Below are 20,203 nucleotides of genomic sequence, written 5' to 3'. Positions count from 1 at the left end.
TCGGCGCCGTCTTCCCCAAGCGGCGGACGCCATATCTGCCGTGCACCTCAGTGATCGGATTTGCAGAGCCGGTGATCCGCCAGGGATGCCAGTACATAGCAATCCTGCGTCTCGCCTTCGCCGCTGCACCCTTTCGTTATCCTGGCAAGCTCGCGCTCAAGAGCCTTGAGCTGCTTGATCTTGTTGCGGACGGCAGCGAGTTGCTCGTTGGCGATCTGGTTTGCTTCGCGACAGGACCGGTCGGGGTGGTTCTGCAGTTCGATCAGCGCTGAAATCTCTTCAATGGAAAACCCAAGCGTTCGTGCGTGCCTGATGAAGCTCAGGCGTTCCAACCCTTCTGCATCGTAGCGTCGTTGATTGCCTTCGGTGCGGTCAGCCGCTGCCAGAAGCCCGGTCTGTTCGTAGTACCGGATGGTAGGAACCTTGACGCCGGTACGTTTCGAAAGTTGCCCTATGGAATACACGAAATTTCCCCTTGAACCTCTAGTGGCTAGAGGTTCTATATAAATCGGGACACACAAAAATGCGAGTCGTCATGTCCCAAGAAACACTACTTTCCCCAACCCCAATGCTTGATTTTCAAGCGCCTGCGATTCAGGAACTCATCGATCGGCGCGGCTGGCGCGATCTATCCGAAGACGCACGGATCGGCGCGGCCTACGATTTCGTCAGGAACGAAATTCCGTTCGGGTACAATGCCGACGATACCCGCAGCGCGTCTGAGGTTCTCGCCGACGGCATCGGGCAGTGCAACACCAAGGCAACGCTGCTGATGGCATTGCTGCGCGCTTTGGGCATACCGTGCCGGTTTCACGGTTTCACCATCGACAAACGCCTGCAGCGCGGGGTCGTTCCGGAATTGTTTTACCCGATCGCACCCCGCAGCATCCTGCATTCATGGGTCGAGGTCCTGCGCGACGGGCGCTGGATCGATCTGGAAGGATTCATTCTGGACGACGCCGTGCTCGCGGCGCTGCAAAAGCGCTTTCCGGACCGGAACGGCCTGTGCGGCTATGGCGCGGGGACCAATTGTCTTCAGGCCCCGGCGGTCGATTGGAACGGGTCCAGCACCTATATCCAGAGCACCGGCATCAACCGCGATTTCGGGGTCTTCGACGCACCGGACGACTTTTTCGCGCAGCACAGGCAGCTGACCGGATTGCGCGGGGGGCTTTATCGCCTTTTGATCCGCAAGCTGATGAACCGGCGCGTGGCGGCCATGCGGCGGGGACGGGTGCCGGAAATCCCGGGTGGCCCGGAAAACCTGGAACCGCCAGCCTCGCAAGGCAACCCCGTCGGAGGGCATGGCAATGGCTGAGTGCTGCAATCACAACGCCAAATTCGACGGGCTGTCGCGCAATTATCGCAGGCGGCTCTGGATCGTGATCGCGTTGAACGCGGCGATGTTCGCCGTCGAAATCGGCGCCGGGCACATGGCCCGGTCGCAGGCCTTGCAGGCGGATGCGCTCGACTGCCTGGGCGATGCCCTGACCTATGGCATTTCGCTTGCGGTGATCGGCGCGTCGGTGCGCACCCGCACCAATGCGGCGCTGGCCAAGGGGATCAGCCTGTTGCTGATGGGGATATGGGTGTTCAGGTCGACGATTTACCGGGTTTTTTACCTGGGCGTTCCCGAGGCGCAGATCATGGGCGGTGTCGGTTTCATGGCGCTGGCGACCAACATTGCCAGTGTCCTGCTGCTGATGCGCTACAAGGACGGCGATGCGAATGTGCGGTCTGTCTGGCTGTGTTCGCGCAACGATGCCCTGGGCAACGTCGCCGTCATGCTGGCCGCGCTTGCGGTCTGGGGGACCTCGACCGGCTGGCCGGATCTGATCGTGGCGGGGGTCATGGCGTCGCTGTTCCTGTCCTCGGCCTACCAGATCGTCCGGCAGGCGCTGGAAGAGCGGCGAGAAGTGACGGCGCAGAGCCACAGCGCGACCTGAGCGCCGCGCCTTATTCCTGCACGAAAACCCGGTTCGGGTGCAGTTCGCCGGCCTTGAACACGCCCACCGCCACGGCGCGGCCGTCGAACGACGCCCAGCATTCTTCGCCGTATTCGATGTCATACGCGATCACCATGCCGGGATTGCCGTTGCGCATCCGCGCGGCGCCCTGCTCGGTCGCCTTGACTTCGGGCAGGTCGGCCAGCCCTTCCTCAAGCGGGCGGATGTATTCGTCCAGCTCGGGCGTGCGGGCCAGTTCCTCGATCTGGTCCCAGCTCATCCCGTCTGCGGCTTCGAACGGGCCCGACCAGATCCGGCGCAGTTTCAGGACGTGACCATAGCAGCCCAGCTTTTCGCCCAGATCGCGGGCGATCGAACGCACATAACCGCCCTTGCCGCAGGTCATTTCCAGTTCGACGTGGTCGGCATCGGGCCGGTCGGTCATCACCAGTTCCTCGACCCACAAGGGGCGCGCGGCGATTTCGAAATCCTCGTCCTCGCGCGCCAGCTTATAGGCGCGCTGGCCGTCGATCTTCACCGCCGAGAATTTCGGCGGCACCTGCATGATGTCGCCGAGGAACCCGTTCAGCGCCTCCTTGATTTCGTCATCGGTGGGGCGGGTATCGCTGGTCGCGATCACCTCGCCCTCGGCATCGTCGGTGTTGGTGGCCTGTCCCAGACGCACGGTGAAGCGGTAGGCCTTCAGCGCGTCGGTGATGTAGGGCACGGTCTTGGTCGCCTCGCCCAGGGCCACCGCCAGAACGCCGGTCGCCTCCGGGTCCAGCGTGCCGGCATGGCCCGCCTTGTTGGCGTTCAGTGCCCAACGCACCTTGTTCACCACGGCGGTCGAGGTCATCCCTGCGGGTTTGTCCACGACCAGCCAGCCCGAAATGTTCCGCCCCTTGCGTCTGCGCGCCATGATGATCCCCGATTTGCTAAGGTGAGGCGCGCGACCTAGCGCACCCCCGCCCACCTGTCAAACGTCAGCTTGCGTTCAGCGCGGGGCGACGATGCCGACGATGGGGCCCACCGGCAGCCCCGGGTCGTGACGGTTCAACGCGGGCGCGTAAATCCGCGACACCTTGCCATCGAAATAAAGCGCCTGCGGCAGGTTCAGCCCGTCACGAAACAACCGGCCGAATTCGTGGAAGGTGACCCGTTCGTTGGAGATGGCGAAAACCACCCGGTCGCCATTATCCGTCGTGCCGACCCCGTTGCGCAAATAGCGCGACGTGCTGTCGGACAGGAACCGCGGATGCAGCGCCCCGTCGATCACCAGCATCGGGCCGGACTGGGTGGCATAAAGGCAATCGGGCCGGTCCGACTGGTAGGCCTCGGTTTCATAGACCCGCGCCATCCGGTCGCCGATGCAAAACACGCCGTTCGGCAGCAGGCCGAAATTGCCCGGCCCGGCGCTGGCGATCACCCGTCTCTCTTCCTGTCCGTCTTCGATGTAATGGCCGACCGGGCTGCGGTCGGGATGGAACATGCCGGCATTCATCGCGAAGATCAGCGTTTCGCCGCGTCGCTCCAGCGCCGTGTCTACCCGGTTGAACTGGCCCAGTATCCGGCCTTCGCCGTCGCGCAGGAACAGGCGCAGGTCTTCCCGCGCCGGGTCGGCTTCGCAGATGGTATAGGATTTCCCGTCGAGTTCGGTGTCCTGGCAGGTCAGGGCAGCGGCCGGCAGGGCGAAGGAAAGCGACAGGGCCGCCGCCAAGGCAGGGAAGCCCCCGCCCCGGATCATTCCTTGTCCAGGTCCCGGCGGACGTCTTCGCGTTCCAGCAACCGGCGGGTTTCGTCCATCCGGTCGAAGGTGTCGTCCAGCAGGAACCGCAATTCGGGCGCGTGTTTCAGCCCGCATTTGCGGCCGATGATGCGGCGCAGTTCGCCCTGGTTGCGGGCCAGCGCCTTGATCGCCTCGTCGCCGTTCTTGCCGCCCAGCGGCAGCACGAAACAGGTCGCCACCCGCAGGTCGGGCGACGTGCGCACCTCGCCCACTGTGATCGACATGCGGTTGAGGTCGGTGTCGTGGATGTCGCCGCGCATCAGTACCTCGGACATCGTCCGGCGGATCAGTTCCCCGACCCTGAGCTGACGCGTGCTGGGGCCGCCCCCATGAGAATAGTTACCTTTGGCCATGCCCCGCACTTAAGCCTTCCGCCCCCCTTTGCCAAGCGGGCAATGCTTCGCTATGCAGGCTCAAACGCAATTTATCGGAGCGACAACCATGACCAACTTGCCGGGGATCGTGATTACCGGGGCGTCGGGCCGGATGGGCCAGATGCTGATCAAGACCGTGCAGGCCAGCGACAAGGCCCGGTTGGTCGGCGTGGTGGACCGCCCCGGTCATGACTGGATCGGCCATGACGTGGGCGAATGCATGGGCGGCGCCGCGCTTGGCGTCGCGGTCAGCGACGATCCGCTGGAGGTTTTCGCCCATGCCCAGGCGGTGATCGATTTCACCTCGCCCGCCGCGACGGTGGAATTCGCCGGGTTGGCGGCGCAGGCCCGCGCGGTGCATGTGATCGGCACAACCGGGATGAGCGAGGACGACCTGAAGAAGATCGCCGCAGCCGCCCGCCACGCGACGGTGATCCGCGCCGGCAACATGTCGCTGGGGGTGAACCTGCTGGTGCAGCTGACCAAGAAGGTCGCGGCGGCGCTGGACGAAGATTTCGACATCGAGGTGATCGAGGCGCATCACAACAAGAAGGTCGACGCGCCCTCGGGCACCGCCCTGATGCTGGGCGAGGCCGCCGCCGAGGGCCGTGGCGTGGTGCTGGACAATGTTTCCGACCGGGGGCGCGACGGCATCACCGGCGCGCGCGAAAAAGGCCATATCGGGTTCAGCGCCATCCGTGGCGGCGATATCGTCGGCGAACATGACGTGCTGTTCGCGGCCGTCGGCGAACGTGTCGTGCTGCGCCATGTCGCCACCGACCGGGCCATTTTCGCCCGCGGCGCGTTGAAGGCCGCGCTGTGGGGGCAGGGCAAGGGCCCGGGCGAATACGACATGGTGGATGTGCTGGGGCTCTGATCGGCGCGTTTCAGGGTTTGGCATGGGATTTGCAGGGTTTGCGCCGCGTCGCGAACCAATGTGGAAGACCATGATACGAACCCTGATCCTTTCCCTCGCTCTGCTGAGCGTTGCCCCTGCTCACGCCGCCGGATTTCGCACGATCACGGACCGGAGCAGTTTTCTGGAACTAATCGAGGGGCGGAAGCTGACGAAGTTCCTGTACACCATGCGCTTCAGCGAACTGGGACAGATCAAGGGGTGGGCCTGGGGTCGGCCGATTCTGGGCAACTGGTATTGGCAGAACAGGCAGCTGTGCAAACGGGTGTTTATCGGCACTTCCGATCAGGGCGAATTCTGCGTGACCGTCAGGTTCGACGGCGAGACGATGATCTTCGTTCCGAAACCTGGCGATGGTGAGATCGAGGAATTCCGGGTGAAGTGATTGAATATACCGGGTGGCGGTTCGATGGTTCGATGCCAAAGCTGAAGACGTTGCTGGGTCTGATATGAAGCAGAGTGGTCGGGGGCGGATGCCGTCCGCAGTTCTGAATACCAGGACTAACCGGCCCTACGCTTAAAAATCGATCGCGATGCCCTTCTTTTCCCAGTCGCCGTAGCGCACCGGTTCAGGCCCGTCGCGCCCGCCCAGTTCCTTGGGCAGTTTCTTCGCCTCGGCCTCGGCGGCCTTGCGGCGTTCCTCGGCTTCGGCCAATGCGCGGATGGCGGCGGGGGGCAGGTCCTTGCGGGTTTCGGTCATCGTGTCTTCCTCTCGGGTCTTGCCCCTGATATACGCCCGCATCGCCCAAGATCAAAGGGATCTCATGTCGCCCAAGCCCAAACAAACCGCCCGCAGCGCCGCCCTGACCCTTCTGAACCGGGTTTTGGACGAAGACCGGTTGATGTCCGAACTGCTGGGACAGGGGGTGTTGCAGGGGCTCGATCCGGCCGACCGGGCGCGGGCGCAGCGGCTGGCGCTGGACACGATGCGCGGGCTGGAGCGGGCCGACCGGCTGCTGCAGAAACACCTGCGTAAGAACCCGCCGCTTTACGTGCGCAACGTGCTGCGGCTGGCGACGGTGGAACTGTGCCAGGGCGGCGATGCCCATGGCGTGGTGAACGAGGCGGTCAACCTGACCGCCGCCAACAAGCGCACGCAGGCGATGAAGGGCATGGTCAACGCCGTTCTGCGCAAGATCGCGGCGCGCGGGCCCGAAACCTGGGGCAACCTGCGCGCGCCGCGACTGCCGAAATGGCTGCGTGATCCGCTGGTCATGGCCTATGGCGGCGATGTGGTGGGCGCATTCGAGCAGGCGCATTTCAAGGGCGCGCCGCTGGACCTGACCGCCAAGGGCGATCCGCAGGCGGTGGCGCAGGCCACCGGTGGCGATCTGCTGCCGACCGGATCGGTGCGGCTGCAGGAACCCGGTCAGGTTTCCGCCCTGCCGGGATTCGAGGCGGGCGATTGGTGGGTGCAGGATGCCGCCGCCGCCATTCCCGCCAAGGTTCTGAACGCGCAACCCGGCGAAGCGGTGTTGGACATGTGCGCGGCCCCCGGCGGCAAGACGATGCAACTGGCAGCAAGCGGCGCCGATGTGACGGCGATCGACCTGTCGGCGGCGCGGATGGAACGGGTGGCGGAAAACCTCGCCCGGACGCAGCTTACCGCGCGGCTGATCACCGGTGACGCGCTTGAACATCAGGGCCAGTACGACGCGATCCTGCTCGATGCGCCCTGTTCGGCGACCGGCACGATCCGGCGCCACCCCGACCTGCCGCTGGCTAAGGATGGCAGCGATTTCGGCGCGTTGATGGATTTGCAGGCGCAGATGATCGACCATGCTTTGACCTTGTTGAAGCCCGGCGGGCGGCTGGTTTTCTGTACCTGTTCGCTGCTGCCCGACGAAGGCGAATGCCAGGTCGAAGAGGCGCTGGAACGTCATCCCGGCCTGAAAGCCGACCGCGCGCGGTTGGACCTGCCCGGCATCGAGTCCCAATGGATCACCGAGGAAGGCGGGCTACGCCTGCGCCCCGATTACTGGGCCGACAAGGGCGGCATGGACGGGTTCTATATCGCCTGCCTGACCGCCTGATCGGTCGAAATCCGCAACCGGAAGTTTTCGCCGGGTGACATAAGAAACATTGCGGGCTATCCTCGCGCCAATACCGCCGACAGAGCGTAAAAGGCAGGGAGCAGATGTCCAGTCGCGAAGGTTTATCGGCGCGCTACACGCGCTGGATGCACCGCCTTCATGCGCGGTGGAGCAGCCTTGCGCGTCCCGCCATCGGCTTCGTCAGTCAACCCGAACCACGCACGATCGGATCGTTCGCCCAAGGCAGGCAGCTTCTGGCAGGCAACTACCTGTTCGCCGGCCATTTGATCGAAGCGCGGGGGATACGGATCTGGGATATCGATTCTCCCGACGCGATGTTCGAGGAGGAAATCCACGGTTTCGGCTGGCTTGACGATCTGGCCGCCGTGGCCGATCCGAAAACCCGTGAACTGGCCGCCGACTGGCTGTGGGGCTGGATCGACCTTTACGGCGCCGGCAAGGGCGCGGGTTGGACCCCTGACCTGACCGGGCGCCGCATCATCCGCTGGATTCACCATGCGCTGTTCGTGCTGCGGGCACAGAATCAGGATGCATCGGACGCGTTTTACCGGTCGCTGGCGCATCAGACGATTTTCCTCAGCCGGCGTTGGCACAAGGCGACGCCTGGTCTGCCGCGATTCGAGGCGCTGACCGGGCTGATCTATGCCGGGCTGGCGCTTGAGGGGATGGAACAGCACGTCGCCCCGGCGGTGAAGGCACTGGAAAAGGAATGCCGGACGCAGGTGGACGATCAGGGCGGTATCCCGACCCGTAACCCGGAAGAATTGCTTGAAGTCTTCACCCTGCTGACCTGGGCGGCCGCGGCCTTGCATGAAACCGATCGCGCGGTGGGCCGTGAACATGCCGCCGCGATCGAACGGATCGCCCCGACCCTGCGGACCCTGCGCCATGCCGATGGCGGGCTGGCGCGGTTCCACGGCGGCGGACGCGGGTTGGAGGGGCGGCTGGACGCGGCGCTTGCGGCGTCGTGCGTGAAGGAACGGCATGCCGACGGGCTGGCGATGGGCTATGCCCGCCTGAGTGCCGGGCGCACCAGTATCATCATCGATGCTGCCGCGCCGCCGGGGGCGAAGGCGTCGGGCAACGCCCATGCCTCGACGCTGGCGTTCGAACTGACATCGGGGCGCCGCCCGGTGGTGGTCAATTGCGGATCGGGCGCCGTTTTCGGCATCGAATGGCGCCGCGCCGGGCGCGCCACGCCGAGTCATTCGACCCTGTCGATCGAGGGCTATTCCAGTTCCCGTTTCGGGGCCGGCACCGCCAAGGCCGACATGTTGGTCGACGTGCCGAAGGACGTGCGGATTCAGATGTCGCAATCCGCCGAGGGCATGCTGTTCGAGGGCGGCCATAACGGGTATCTGAAAACCCACGGGCTGACCCACGCGCGGACGCTGGAACTGAGCATGGATGGGCGCGGCTTGGCGGGCGAGGACCTGCTGGTCGCGATCGAACCCGCGGACCGGCAGAGTTTCGACAAGGCGCTGACCCGGTCGCAATTGCAGGGCGTGCCGTTCCAGGTTCGATTCCACCTGCACCCGGAGGTCGACGCCAGCGTGGACATGGGCGGCGCGGCGATTTCGCTGGCGCTGAAAAGCGGCGAATTATGGGTGTTTCGCCATGATGGTAAGTTGAAAATGACGCTTGAAGCGTCTGTTTACCTCGAAAAAGGCCGTTTGCGGCCCCGTGCGACCAAACAAATCGTTTTATCTGGCCGCGCGATGGATTATGCGACGCGCACCCGGTGGTCGCTAGCGAAGGCACAGGAAACGCCGATCAGCATCCGCGACCTGAACCGGGACGAGCCGGACCTGACCTGAACCAAGCAGAGAGCTGCCCCATGACCGACCTATATCCCGTGCGCCGCGCGTTGATTTCCGTATCCGACAAAACCGGCCTGATCGACCTGGCCAAAGCCTTGTCGGCCCGTGGCGTTGAGTTGCTGTCCACCGGCGGCAGCGCCAAGGCGATGCGCGAGGCCGGGCTTGAGGTCAAGGACGTGGCCGACGTGACCGGTTTCCCCGAAATGATGGACGGCCGGGTCAAGACGCTGCACCCCAAGGTGCATGGCGGTCTGCTGGCGCTGCGCGACAACGCAGATCACGTCGCGGCGATGGACGAACACGGCATCGGCGGCATCGACCTGCTGGTGGTGAACCTATATCCGTTCGAGGAAACCGTGGCCAAGGGCGCCGATTACGACACCTGCATCGAAAACATCGATATCGGCGGTCCCGCGATGATCCGCGCCGCAGCCAAGAACCACGGGTTCGTCACCACCGTTGTCGACGTTGAGGACTACGACGCGCTGCTGACAGAACTGGATGCCAATGACGGCCAGACCAGCCGCGCCTTCCGCCAGAAGCTGGCGCAGATCGCCTATGCCCGCACCGGCGCCTATGACGCCGCGGTTAGCACCTGGATGGCCGACGCGATCGGCGAGGAAGCCCCGCGCCGCCGCGTCTTTGCCGGCACTTTCGCGCAATCGCTGCGCTACGGCGAAAACTCGCACCAGAAGGCGGCGTTCTACACCGACGGGTCGAACCGGCCCGGTGTGGCGGCCGCCAAGCAGCTGCAGGGCAAGGAACTGAGCTACAACAACATCAACGACACCGATGCGGCGTTCGAACTGGTGTCGGAATTCCTGCCCAAGGACGGCCCGGCCTGTGCCATCATCAAGCACGCCAACCCCTGCGGCGTGGCGAAGGGCGCGACGCTGGAGGAAGCCTATTCCAACGCCTTCGACTGCGACCGCACCTCGGCCTTCGGCGGCATCGTGGCGCTGAACCAGCCGCTGGACGCGGCCACCGCGACCAAGATCACCGAGATCTTCACCGAAGTCGTCATCGCGCCGGGCGCCGATGAGGCGGCTCAGGAAATCTTCGCCAAGAAGAAGAACCTGCGCCTGCTGCTGACCCCGGAACTGGCCGATACCGCGGCCCCCGGCCTGACCTATCGCCAGGTGTCGGGCGGCATGCTGGTGCAGGACCGCGACAACGGCTTCATCGGTATGGACGACCTGAAGGTGGTGACCAAGATCGCGCCCACCGAGGAGCAGATGAAAGACTTGCTGTTCGCCTGGAAAGTGGCCAAGCACGTCAAGTCGAACGCCATCGTCTACGTCAAGGACGGCGCCACCGTCGGCGTCGGCGCGGGCCAGATGAGCCGGGTCGATTCGGCGCTGATCGCCGCCAAGAAGGCCGAACGCATGGCCGAGGCCCTGGGCCTGCCCGAGCCGCTGACCAAGGGATCGGCCGTCGCCTCCGACGCGTTCTTCCCCTTTGCCGACGGTCTGCTGGAAGCGGCCGCCGCGGGCGCGTCCTGCGTCATTCAGCCGGGCGGGTCGATGCGTGACGATGAGGTGATCGCGGCCGCGGACGAGGCCGGTCTGGCGATGGTGCTGACCGGTATGCGCCACTTCCGTCACTGATCATGGCAGAAAAAACGATAGTTTCCGGCGAGCCTGTGCTAAACTCGCCGGAGACGGCCAATACAAGAGGCGCAGCAGCGCCCGGTATCGAGGACGAGCAGATGACCAGCGTATTCTGGGCAGGGTTCTGGACCTTCCTGGCCGATCAGGCCAGCAAATACATCGTCGTGCACATGCTCGACCTGCGTGTGCGCGGTGAAATAGACGTGATTCCGCCTGTCCTGAACCTGCGCATGGCGTGGAATTACGGCGTCAATTTCGGGTTGTTTTCGGAAGACTCCAACCTGACACGCTGGTTTCTGATCGCACTGGCGCTGATCATTTGCGTCGCGGTGTTCTGGTGGGTGGCCCGGGACCGGCCCGGCAAGATCGGGCTGATCGCGGCGGGGCTGCTGATCGGCGGCGCATTGGGCAACGTGGTGGACCGGTTGCTTTACGGCGCGGTTGCCGATTTCCTCAACATGTCCTGCTGCGGCATCGACAACCCCTATGCGTTCAACGTGGCGGATATCGCGATTTTCGCCGGCGCGTTCGGGCTGGTTCTGTGGGGCGGGGGCAAAAAGGCCACGTGACGGGGCCGATGCAATCCGCTAAGACGGGTTCGGATGTATCAGGAGGGGTGGCAATGCCGCGTGCGTTGTTGTTGATCGCAGTTCTGGCCGTGGCGGCCTGTTCGGGAAATGAACGGGACATTTCCATGCGCGACCTGCGCTCCTTCACCGGGGGGCCGGACGAGTTTTCGATCATCCCGGGCAAGGAGCTTCAGACTCCGAAGGATTTCAACACCCTGCCGGCTCCGACGCCGGGGGGCAGCAACCTGACCGATCAGGATCCGCTTGGCGATGCCGCCGTCGCCTTGGGTGGTCGCGCATCGGCGCGGCAGCCCGGCAATGGCGTTCCCGCCGCAGATGGCGCGCTGATTGCCCATGCCGGCCGCAATGGTGTGCCTGCGGATATACGCGAATCTCTTGCCGCCGAGGACAAGGAATTTCGCCGCCGCCAGTCGCGCTTCACCAAGCTTCGGCTGGTCCGGGTTGACCGTTATTCCCAGGCCTATAAGCGTTTCGAACTCAATTCCCAGGCCGAGGTGGCCTGGTGGCGTCGTCAGGGCGTAACCACGCCGACCGCCCCGCCCGCCGCGCGCTGATTCGCGGCGCCGCGCTTTCGGTGTGGCGGGGGCGAATGACGCTCGTCGAAAGACCATTCTTTGGCTACGCAAGGGGTGCAGGTCCGAACGGTCGCTCACATCCTCGTAACCGCACTTGAAGCCCGCCAGTGAGGGCGTATCTTTCCGGTAACTGACAGGAGAGCCGCCGCATGATCCGTTTCGTCTTGAGTCTCGCCACACTGATCGCCGCCAGCCTGCCTGCCTGGGCCGGAGATCAGGTTTCAACGTTCTATCTGGACAACGGGATGGAGGTCGTGGTCATCGAGGAGCACCGTGCCCCCGTGGCGGTGCACATGGTGTGGTACAGGGCGGGATCGGCGGACGAACCGGTGGGCCAGTCCGGCGTCGCGCATTTCCTCGAACACCTGCTGTTCAAGGGCACCGAGACCTTGGCGCCGGGTGAATTTTCCGCCACCGTGGCCAAGCAAGGCGGCAACGACAACGCTTTTACCAGCTACGATTACACCGCCTATTTCCAGCGGGTGGCGGCCGACAGATTGGAACTGATGATGCGGATGGAAAGCGACCGGATGGTCAACCTCCAACTGGACCAGTCCGACATCAAAACCGAACGCGACGTGATCCTCGAAGAACGCAACATGCGGGTGGAAAACAACCCCTCCGCGCTGTTCCGGGAACAGAAGAACGCGGTGCAGTACCTCAATCACCGGTACGGCGTGCCCGTTATCGGCTGGCGCCACGAGATGGAGGAACTGGGGCTCGACGACGCGCTGTCCTTCTACAGCACCTATTATTCGCCCAATAATGCAATCCTCGTCGTGGCGGGCGACGTGGACCCTGAAGAGGTCCGCCGACTCGCCGATAAATACTACGGCGTGATCCCGGCCAATCCCGACCTGCCGCAGCAGCGCTATCGCAGCCAGGAACCGCCGCAGACCGCCGAACGGCGGATGACCTATCGCGACGCGCGGGTGGCGCAGCCCTATGTCAGCCGGTCCTACCTGGCCCCCGAACGCGATGCCGGAGCGCAGGAAAAGGCGGCGGCGCTGACCCTGCTGGCCGAAATCCTCGGCGGCGGGCAGACCTCGGTTCTGGTCGAGAAGCTGCAGTTCGAAAGCCAGAAGGCGGTTTATGCGGCGGCTTTCTATGAGGGCACGTCGCTGGACGATACGACCTTTTCGTTGGTCGCGGTGCCGGCGCAGGGCGTGTCGCTGCAAGAGGTCGAGGACGCGATGGACAAGGTGCTTAAGGACTTCATGGCAACCGGCATCGACCCAGACCAGCTTGAGCGGATCAAGACGCAGATCCGCGCCTCGGAAATCTATGCCCGCGACGATGTCGAAGGGCTGGCAAACCGCTATGGACGTGCCCTGACACAGGGGCTGACGGTGCAGGATGTGCAGGACTGGCCCGATATCCTGCAGGCGGTCAACGCCGACGATATCATGGCCGTGGCCCGCGAGGTTCTGGACCGGCGGCAATCCGTCACCGGCTGGATGATGGCCGAGGAGGTGACCCAATGATGCTGCGTATCCTTTCATTTTGCCTCGTTCTTTTCGCTGCCCTGCCTGCGCGGGCCGAAGTCGACATCCAGCCGGTCACGTCGGAGAGTGGCTTCAAGGCGTGGCTGGTCGAAAACCATTCGATCCCTTTCGTGGCGCTGGAACTGCGTTTCAAGGGCGGTGCTTCGCTTGACCAGCCGGGCAAGGAAGGCGCGACCAACCTGATGGTGGCCCTGCTGGAAGAAGGGGCAGGCGATATGGATGCGCGCGCCTTCGCCCGCGCCTCCGAGGAACTGGCAACCTCCTTCGGGTTCGATCAGAGCGACGATGCGGTCAGCGTTTCGGCCCGCTTCCTGACCGAAAACAGTGACAAGGCGGTGGCCCTGTTGCGCGCGGCCCTGACCGAGCCGCGTTTCGACCCGGACGCCATCGAACGGGTCCGGGCGCAGGTGATTTCCAACATCAAGTCCGACTTGAAGAATCCCCGCGCGATCGCCTCGCGCGCTTTCGGGGAAATGGTGTTCGGCGACCACCCCTACGGCCGGCCGGAAAGCGGCACACTGGAAAGCGTTGCCGCGCTCAGCCGCGACGACCTGGTCGCGGCGCATAAGGGCGCGCTGGCCAAGGATCGCGTCTATGTGTCGGCGGTGGGCGATATCGACGCGGTGGAACTGGCCGCGCTAATGGACCGGCTGCTTGGTGACCTGCCCGAAACCGGTGCGCCTCTGATCGGTCCGGCGAACCTGAATTTCCCCGGCGGCGTCAAGGTCGTACCCTTCGACACGCCGCAATCGGTCGCGATTTTCGCGCAGCAGGGCATCGACCGCGAAGACCCCGATTTCTTCCCCGCCTTCGTGCTGGACCTGATTCTGGGCGGCGGATCGTTCGAAAGCCGCCTGATGCAGGAAGTGCGCGAAAAGCGCGGGCTGACCTATGGCGTCTACAGCTACCTGGTGGACAAGGATCAGGCCAAGCTGTGGATGGGATCGGTGGCCTCGGCCAATGACCGTGTGGCGCAGGCGGTGCAGGTGATCCGCAACGAATGGGCCCGTCTTGCCGAACAGGGCGTGACGCAGCAGGAACTGGACGACGCCAAGACCTATCTGACCGGGTCCTATCCGCTGCACTTTGACAGCAACGCTTCGATCGCGCGTATCATGGTCGGGATGCAGATGGATGATATGCCGGTCGATTACATCGTCACCCGCAACGACAAGGTCGAGGCGGTGACGCTGGAGGATGTGAACCGGGTGGCGAAGAAGCTGCTGGACCCGGAACACCTGACCTTCGTGGTGGTGGGGCAGCCCGAGGGCTTGCCGGTGAGCCAGTAGGGTATTGTGAGGCCCGATAGGCCGTCATGAAGGCGTTGTGACACGCGTTATTTACAGAGAAACTTTTTAAGCTGCTGCTAACCGCAGCTTTAAATCAACTGTACTTCGGCCAAAGGGGCCATCATTTGCTGGGACTTATCTTTATTTTGGGCTCTCTGATTTGCTCAGGAATTTGGGTTTTTATGCTGGTTTCCGGCAACAAAGAGGCTTCTGTCTTCGGAAAGAGTTTTGAAACCTACATGTTCTTAAGCGTTGGTTTCGCAGGGGTTGCCACGATTTTGTTGCGTATCGGCATCTAGACCGCGAGCGAGCTTTTTTGTCGAACCTTTCCGGTTCGAGCTCAGTTTCCTCCACTCATTGGGTCTTGGTCACTCGCCTATTGGTTGGGTTGCCTCACTCCCCGTAAGGCACCCAGATCGTCTTGACCTCGGTCGCGGCATCGAGGAATTCGCGGCCTTCGCCCGCCGCCCCCATCCAGTCGCGCGCCATGCCGTTATTGACCCAGGTCCGTTTCAGGTTGCCCGCGCTTTCACGCTCTATCAGCCCCGAGATGTCCGAGGATGAGAAGCTCCAAACCGCGTCCACATCCATGTGCTTGGCCAAGGTGCCCGCCAGTTCCTCGTGTGATCCGGTCAGGATGTTGACCACCCCCGCCGGGACGTCGGAGGTTTCCAGAACCTGATAGAAATCGGTCGCCGTCAGCGGCATCGCCTCGGACGCCACCAGCACCGCGCGGTTGCCCATCGCGATCGCCGGGGCCATGGCCGAGATCAGACCCAGCAGCGGCGCCTCGTCCGGGCAGATCGCCCCGATCACGCCGACCGGTTCGCGCATCGACAGGGCGACACCACGGATCGGCACGCCCTTGGCCTGTCCGTCGTATTTGTCGGCCCAAGCGGCATAGGTGAACAGGCGCCGGATCGAGGCCTCGACCTCCTTGGCGCCGTGGTGGCCGGTCAGGCTGTCGATCCGATGGGCAAATTCATCCGCCCGCGCCGACAGGTTTTCGGCGATGTAATAGAGGATCTGGGCGCGCAGATGGCCGGTGGTTTTCGACCACCCGGCGGCCCCGCGTGCTGCTTCGACCGCGTTGCGGATATCCTTGCGGCTGGCGATCGGCGCTTCGCCCAGGTGCTTGCCGGATTTCGACCAGATGTCGCGGCTGTACCCGCCATCGGGCCGCGCCTGCTTGCCGCCGATATAAAGCTTGGCCGTGCGATCCACTGCTTCCGGCTCGATCTTGTCGCCGCTGAACGGTTCCAGCCGCGCCAGCGGCTTGGCCTTGCCCTTGGGGCGGGTATAGGCCTGCAGTCCTTCCCAGCCGCCTTCGCGACCGTATCCGCTTTCGCGTACCCCGCCAAATCCGGCGGTGGCGTCGAACAGGTTGGTCGCGTTGACCCAGACCACGCCCGCCACCAGTTTCGGCGCAATATCCAGCGCCAGGTTCACGTTCTCGGTCCAGACCGTAGCGGCCAGCCCGTAACGGGTGTTGTTGGCCAGCGCGACCGCCTCGGCCGGGGTGCGGAAGGTGGTGGACACCAGAACGGGCCCGAAGATTTCTTCCTGCATCAGCTGATGCGACGGTTCCAACCCGGTGATCAGGGTCGGCGGATAGTAGCAGCCCCCCGCCGGCAATTGCGTATTCAGCCGGTGGATTTCGCCGTCCTGACAGCCGTCGACCATGTCGCGCACGGTCTGCAGCTGCACCGGATCGGCCAGCGCGCCCATGTCAATGCATTTGTCTAGCGGGTCGCCGACGCGCAGCTTGTCCATCCGCGCCTTCAGCTTGTCGATGAAGCGCTCGGCGATACCTTCCTGCACGAGCAGCCGCGACCCGGCACAGCAGACCTGACCCTGGTTGAACCAGATCGCATCGACCAGCCCTTCGATCGCGGAATCGATATCGGCGTCGTCGAAGACGATATAGGGCGACTTGCCACCCAGCTCCAGGGTCAGCGCCTTGCCGCTGCCTGCCGTCGCTTGGCGGATCTTGCGTCCCACCTCGGTCGAGCCGGTGAAGGCGATCTTGTCGATGCCTGGGTGGCCGACGATCATCTCGCCCACCGCGCCGTCGCCGGTGACGATGTTCACCACGCCCTTGGGCAGCCCCGCCTTGCGGCAGATATCGGCGAACAGAAGCGCCGTGAGAGAAGTGTATTCGGCCGGTTTCAGCACCACCGTGTTGCCCATCGCCAGTGCCGGTGCCACCTTCCAGGCCAGCATCAAGAGCGGGAAGTTCCACGGGATGATCTGACCGCAGACGCCCAACGCCTCGCGGTCGGGCAGTTCAGCTTCCATCAGCTGCGCCATGCCCGCGTGGAAATAGAAATGCCGCTGCACCAGTGGTATGTCGATATCTCGCGATTCCCGGATCGGCTTGCCGTTGTCCAGCGTTTCCAGAACCGCGAACAGCCGCGCGTGTTTCTGCAACAGCCGCGCGATCGCATAAAGGTGCTTGGCCCGGCCATGGCCGCCCAGTTTCTCCCACTTGGGCTGCGCCTTCCGGGCGGCGGTGACGGCGGCATCCACGTCGACCTGCGTGGCCTGTGTCAGCGTCGCAAGAACCTCGCCGGTGGCGGGATTCGTTGATGCGAATCCGTCGCCCGGTGTAGTGAAGTCACCGTCGATGAAATGGCCGAACCGGTCGCCCTGATCGACCAGCCAAGCCAGCGCTTCGGCGGCGCTTTCGGGGGCGGGGCCGTAATCCATGGTTTCGAAGATATCCTTTACGGTCATGCAGGTCGCTCCTGTTTCGGCGCGCGGGCGCCTTACCCCATCGCGTGGCGGTAGCTGGCCGAATAGGCCCCGGTGACATGGTGTTCCAGCTGCCGCTCGATATCGCCCAATAGCGACGAGGCCCCGAAGCGGAACAGGTCCGGCTGCAGCCAGCGGTCGCCCAGTTCCTCCTTGATCAGCGCCAGGTAAGTCAGCGCGTCCTTGGCCTTGGAAATCCCGCCCGCGGGCTTGTAGCCGACGCGGTACCCGGTCCTCTCAAAGTAATCGCGGATCGCGCGGATCATCACCAGCGACACCGGCAATGTGGCGTTGACGCTTTCCTTGCCGGTCGAGGTCTTGATGAAATCCGCCCCTGCCATCATGCAGATGAGCGAGGCGCGCGCCACATTGCGCAAGCTGCCCAGTTCGCCGGTGGCGAGGATTGCTTTCACATGCGCCTCGCCACAGGCTTCGCGGAAGGTTTTCATCTCGTCGTAAAACGCCTGCCAATTGCTGGTCAGCACGTGACGGCGCGAAATCACGATGTCGATTTCCTCGGCCCCCGCCTTCACGCTTTCGCCGATCTCGGCCACCCGCAGGTTGAACGGCGATAGCCCGGCGGGGAACCCGGTGGACACGGCGGCGACCGGGATGCCCGAACCGTCGAGCGCCTTCACCGCGGGCGCGATCATGTCGTGATAGACGCAGACTGCGCCGGTGGTGATGCCGGACACGCCCAGCCCATCGAGGATATCGGGCCGCACCGGCTGCCGCGCCTTGGCGCAAAGCCGCGCCACCCGACCGTCGGTGTCGTCGCCCGCCAGCGTGGTCAGGTCGATGCAGGTGATCGCCTTCAGCAGCCAAGCCGCCTGGTACTCCTTCTTCACCGACCGTCGCCCCGGCAGGGTTGCCGCGCGCCGTTCGATCGCCGAAGTGTTGGCCTGTGCTCGCATCACCCAATCGAGGTCCAGCGCCATCCCCGGATTGCGCGGTTCGGTGACTTGCGGCAGCTGCGCGGTCTTGTCCTCGATGTCGGTTTGCACCGGATCACTCCACTTTACCAATTGGTCAATAGCGTGGCACGGCGCCCCGACCTTGGCAAGCCGCGCGTGGCGTCAGCCGCGGGCGTCCTGCAGCGCGGCGCGCCCCGCCTCGGCGCAGTCGCCGGGGGAAAGGATCTCGGCCGGAACACCCTGTTGGTCAAGCAAGGCCGCATAGGCGCGGGAAAGCACCCCATCGCCGATCACCACCACCATCTGGCCCAGCCAGTACGGTCGGGTCGCGGCGATCTCCGCCCCGATCAGGTGGCCCAGGATCGCGTCCTTCGATCCGGCGATATCGGCGCTGCTCAGATGCGTCGCCAACCGTTCGGGGCGTGACAACGTGTCGGCGGCGGACTCGCTATCCGCACCCTCGGCATCGGGGGCGAGCGTGGCGGCCAGCCGCGGGGTCAGGAAGCTTTGGAAACTTACCGCCTCGTCGGCGCTGATCTGCACCCAATGGGTCCGGTCGGCCCCGATCACACAGGCGGCGCCGTCCCAGTTCTTCTTCAGCCGGGTCAGCCCGATCAGCGACAACCGATCATCCGCCGGCAACAGCCCCAGGGGCGCCGCCTGCCGCAGATCGCGCAGCGTGCCGTCCTCGGGCAACAGCCGGGCCGGAACCGTTTCTGCCTCGATGCGTTCTGCCATCGCGATGTCATCCCTGTTTCCGGTCCGGCGGGAACAGCTCCCACCGGATCAGTTCTTTTTCTTGGTCAAAATACCCCGGGGGAGTCGCCGCTCGCGGCTGCGGGGGCAGCGCCCCCTCCCCCGGTCCTTAACTCCGGGCCGGTCTCAGATACCGCAGTCGATGATCGCCTTGGCCAGAATCGGTACCGAATTTTTATTCAGCCCTGCGATGTTCAGCCGCGAATCCCCGACCATGTAGATCGCGTGTTCCTCGCGCAGCTTGTCGACCATTTCCGGCGTGGTACCGAGGCGCGAGAACATGCCGCGGTGTTCGGCCAGGAAGGCAAACCGGTCCGACCCGGACAGGCGCTGCAATTCACCGGCCAACTGTTCGCGCAGGCCCAGCATCGACAGGCGCACCTCTTCCAGTTCGGCGGCCCAGTCGGCGCGCAGGTCGGCATCGTTCAGGATCATCGTCACCACCCGTGCGCCGTGGTCCGGCGGGAAGGAATAGTTCTGACGGTTGAGGTAATTCAGCGTGCCCTGATTGAGCCCGCGTAGACCCTTGTCCTGCGCCACCGCCATCAGGATACCGGTGCGTTCGCGGTAGACGCCGAAATTCTTCGAGCAGCTCGCCGCGATCAGGCATTCGGGCATCGAGGACGCCACCAGCCGGGTCGCGGCGGCGTCTTCTTCCAACCCGTCGCCGAAGCCCTGATAGGCGATGTCGATCATCGGCACCGCGCCGGTTTCCAGCAGCGTGTCGACCACGATCTGCCACTGCACCAGGTTCAGGTTGGCGCCCGTGGGGTTGTGGCAGCAGCCGTGCAGCAGCACCACGTCGCCCGGCTTGGTTTGCTTCAGGTCCTCGATCATGCCGTCGAAATCGACGCCGCGGGTGGCGCTGTCGAAGTAGCGGTATTCGACCATCGGCATGCCCATGAATTTCAGGATGCTGACGTGGTTCGGCCAGGTCGGGTTCGACACGAAGACACGCGCGTCGGGGTTGGCCATGCGGACCATTTCGAACGCCTGGCGCACCGCGCCGGTGCCGCCCGGCGTGGCGGCTGCGGCGATGTTGTCGCGCGCCACGACATCGCCCAGAACAAGGCCGATCATCGCGTCACCAAAGGCCGGATCGCCGGCCAGGCCGACATAGGACTTGGTGTCCTGAATTTCCCACAGCTGCTTTTCCGCCGCCTTGACGGCGCGCATCACCGGGGTCTGGCCTTCGGCGTTCTTGTAGACGCCGACACCCAGATCGATTTTCTGCGGCCGCGGGTCGTCCTTGTACAGCTGCATCAGCGCAAGGATCTTGTCTCCGGGTTGTTCTTTCAGGTTGCTGAACATGTC

Annotated in this window: 21 protein-coding genes; 12 read left to right on the top strand and 9 right to left on the bottom strand. The window is 64.2% G+C overall.

The annotated features are described in order from the left end of the window. Window positions 1–47: 47 nt before the first annotated feature. A complete protein-coding gene (locus IT775_RS03560) occupies window positions 48–464 on the bottom strand; it encodes a MerR family transcriptional regulator (RefSeq protein WP_212699703.1) in 417 nt (138 codons plus the stop codon). Window positions 465–535: 71 nt separating this feature from the next. Between IT775_RS03560 and IT775_RS03555 the strand changes: the two genes are divergently transcribed. Together IT775_RS03555 and IT775_RS03550 are read left to right on the top strand one after the other, a co-directional pair. After that, the gene (locus IT775_RS03555; protein WP_373050265.1) at window positions 536–1,318 is read left to right on the top strand and encodes a transglutaminase-like domain-containing protein; all 783 of its coding nucleotides are present in this window, start codon (window positions 536–538) and stop codon (window positions 1,316–1,318) included. Then, a complete protein-coding gene (locus IT775_RS03550) occupies window positions 1,311–1,946 on the top strand; it encodes a cation efflux transmembrane domain-containing protein (RefSeq protein WP_212699834.1) in 636 nt (211 codons plus the stop codon). Before IT775_RS03555 ends, IT775_RS03550 begins: the two co-directional genes overlap by 8 nt. A 10-nt stretch (window positions 1,947–1,956) precedes the next feature. Here the strand turns inward: IT775_RS03550 and truB are convergent, their stop codons facing one another. The 3 genes from truB to rbfA all read right to left on the bottom strand — a co-directional run bounded on the left by truB (window position 1,957) and on the right by rbfA (window position 4,085). Next, window positions 1,957–2,865 (bottom strand): tRNA pseudouridine(55) synthase TruB, encoded by a 909-nt coding sequence (truB, locus tag IT775_RS03545; RefSeq protein WP_212699701.1) that lies wholly within the window; start codon window positions 2,863–2,865, stop codon window positions 1,957–1,959. Between the two features lie 75 nt (window positions 2,866–2,940). Further along, window positions 2,941–3,690: a phosphodiester glycosidase family protein gene (locus tag IT775_RS03540; RefSeq protein WP_212699700.1), complete on the bottom strand. Its 750-nt coding sequence runs from the start codon at window positions 3,688–3,690 to the stop codon at window positions 2,941–2,943. Beyond that, window positions 3,687–4,085 carry a 30S ribosome-binding factor RbfA gene (rbfA, locus tag IT775_RS03535; RefSeq protein ID WP_212699699.1) on the bottom strand — a complete coding sequence of 133 codons (399 nt, stop codon included), beginning with the start codon at window positions 4,083–4,085 and terminating at the stop codon, window positions 3,687–3,689. The genes IT775_RS03540 and rbfA overlap by 4 nt, the downstream gene beginning before the upstream one ends. A gap of 88 nt (window positions 4,086–4,173) precedes the next feature. Here rbfA and dapB point away from each other — a divergent pair, with 88 nt between their 5' ends. Further along, window positions 4,174–4,983: a 4-hydroxy-tetrahydrodipicolinate reductase gene (dapB, locus tag IT775_RS03530; protein ID WP_212699698.1), complete on the top strand. Its 810-nt coding sequence runs from the start codon at window positions 4,174–4,176 to the stop codon at window positions 4,981–4,983. 70 nt (window positions 4,984–5,053) lie between these two features. Beyond that, window positions 5,054–5,407 carry a dihydrodipicolinate reductase gene (locus tag IT775_RS03525; RefSeq protein WP_212699697.1) on the top strand — a complete coding sequence of 118 codons (354 nt, stop codon included), beginning with the start codon at window positions 5,054–5,056 and terminating at the stop codon, window positions 5,405–5,407. 132 nt (window positions 5,408–5,539) lie between these two features. Here IT775_RS03525 and IT775_RS03520 read toward each other — a convergent pair whose 3' ends face one another. After that, window positions 5,540–5,722, bottom strand: coding sequence for a DUF1674 domain-containing protein (locus tag IT775_RS03520; RefSeq protein ID WP_212699696.1), 183 nt, complete (start codon window positions 5,720–5,722; stop codon window positions 5,540–5,542). A gap of 64 nt (window positions 5,723–5,786) precedes the next feature. Between IT775_RS03520 and IT775_RS03515 the strand changes: the two genes are divergently transcribed. The 8 genes from IT775_RS03515 to IT775_RS03480 all read left to right on the top strand — a co-directional run bounded on the left by IT775_RS03515 (window position 5,787) and on the right by IT775_RS03480 (window position 14,764). Next, complete coding sequence (locus IT775_RS03515) at window positions 5,787–7,055, top strand: RsmB/NOP family class I SAM-dependent RNA methyltransferase (protein ID WP_212699695.1); 1,269 nt, start codon at window positions 5,787–5,789, stop codon at window positions 7,053–7,055. 104 nt (window positions 7,056–7,159) lie between these two features. Then, window positions 7,160–8,893 carry a heparinase II/III family protein gene (locus IT775_RS03510; RefSeq protein ID WP_212699694.1) on the top strand — a complete coding sequence of 578 codons (1,734 nt, stop codon included), beginning with the start codon at window positions 7,160–7,162 and terminating at the stop codon, window positions 8,891–8,893. 20 nt (window positions 8,894–8,913) lie between these two features. Continuing rightward, the gene (gene purH, locus IT775_RS03505; protein ID WP_212699693.1) at window positions 8,914–10,503 is read left to right on the top strand and encodes a bifunctional phosphoribosylaminoimidazolecarboxamide formyltransferase/IMP cyclohydrolase; all 1,590 of its coding nucleotides are present in this window, start codon (window positions 8,914–8,916) and stop codon (window positions 10,501–10,503) included. A 101-nt stretch (window positions 10,504–10,604) separates the two neighbouring features. Next, window positions 10,605–11,075 (top strand): signal peptidase II, encoded by a 471-nt coding sequence (gene lspA, locus IT775_RS03500; RefSeq protein WP_212699692.1) that lies wholly within the window; start codon window positions 10,605–10,607, stop codon window positions 11,073–11,075. A 53-nt stretch (window positions 11,076–11,128) separates the two neighbouring features. Then, window positions 11,129–11,650, top strand: a complete 522-nt coding sequence (locus IT775_RS03495) for a DUF3035 domain-containing protein (RefSeq protein WP_212699691.1) — start codon at window positions 11,129–11,131, stop codon at window positions 11,648–11,650. Between the two features lie 170 nt (window positions 11,651–11,820). Beyond that, entirely contained in the window at window positions 11,821–13,155 is a 1,335-nt protein-coding gene (locus tag IT775_RS03490) for a M16 family metallopeptidase (protein WP_212699690.1), read from the top strand. Next, window positions 13,155–14,465 (top strand): M16 family metallopeptidase, encoded by a 1,311-nt coding sequence (locus IT775_RS03485; RefSeq protein ID WP_212699833.1) that lies wholly within the window; start codon window positions 13,155–13,157, stop codon window positions 14,463–14,465. The genes IT775_RS03490 and IT775_RS03485 overlap by 1 nt, the downstream gene beginning before the upstream one ends. Window positions 14,466–14,590: 125 nt before the next feature. After that, on the top strand, window positions 14,591–14,764 hold the full coding sequence (locus IT775_RS03480) for a hypothetical protein (RefSeq protein ID WP_212699689.1): 174 nt from the start codon (window positions 14,591–14,593) through the stop codon (window positions 14,762–14,764). A gap of 94 nt (window positions 14,765–14,858) precedes the next feature. Here IT775_RS03480 and IT775_RS03475 read toward each other — a convergent pair whose 3' ends face one another. From IT775_RS03475 to IT775_RS03460, 4 genes are all read right to left on the bottom strand, one after another. After that, on the bottom strand, window positions 14,859–17,201 hold the full coding sequence (locus tag IT775_RS03475; protein ID WP_212699688.1) for an aldehyde dehydrogenase family protein: 2,343 nt from the start codon (window positions 17,199–17,201) through the stop codon (window positions 14,859–14,861). 32 nt (window positions 17,202–17,233) lie between these two features. Next, the gene (deoC, locus tag IT775_RS03470; RefSeq protein WP_212699687.1) at window positions 17,234–18,223 is read right to left on the bottom strand and encodes a deoxyribose-phosphate aldolase; all 990 of its coding nucleotides are present in this window, start codon (window positions 18,221–18,223) and stop codon (window positions 17,234–17,236) included. Between the two features lie 72 nt (window positions 18,224–18,295). Continuing rightward, a complete protein-coding gene (locus tag IT775_RS03465) occupies window positions 18,296–18,871 on the bottom strand; it encodes a 2-dehydro-3-deoxygalactonokinase (protein WP_212699686.1) in 576 nt (191 codons plus the stop codon). Window positions 18,872–19,015: 144 nt separating this feature from the next. Next, window positions 19,016–20,200 carry an amino acid aminotransferase gene (locus IT775_RS03460; RefSeq protein ID WP_212699685.1) on the bottom strand — a complete coding sequence of 395 codons (1,185 nt, stop codon included), beginning with the start codon at window positions 20,198–20,200 and terminating at the stop codon, window positions 19,016–19,018. Window positions 20,201–20,203: the final 3 nt, after the last annotated feature.

Origin of the sequence: Thalassovita aquimarina (genome assembly GCF_018219815.1) — a bacterium.
GTDB classification, from domain to species: domain Bacteria; phylum Pseudomonadota; class Alphaproteobacteria; order Rhodobacterales; family Rhodobacteraceae; genus Thalassobius; species Thalassobius aquimarinus.
This window is presented reverse-complemented; position numbering and strand designations above follow the sequence as displayed.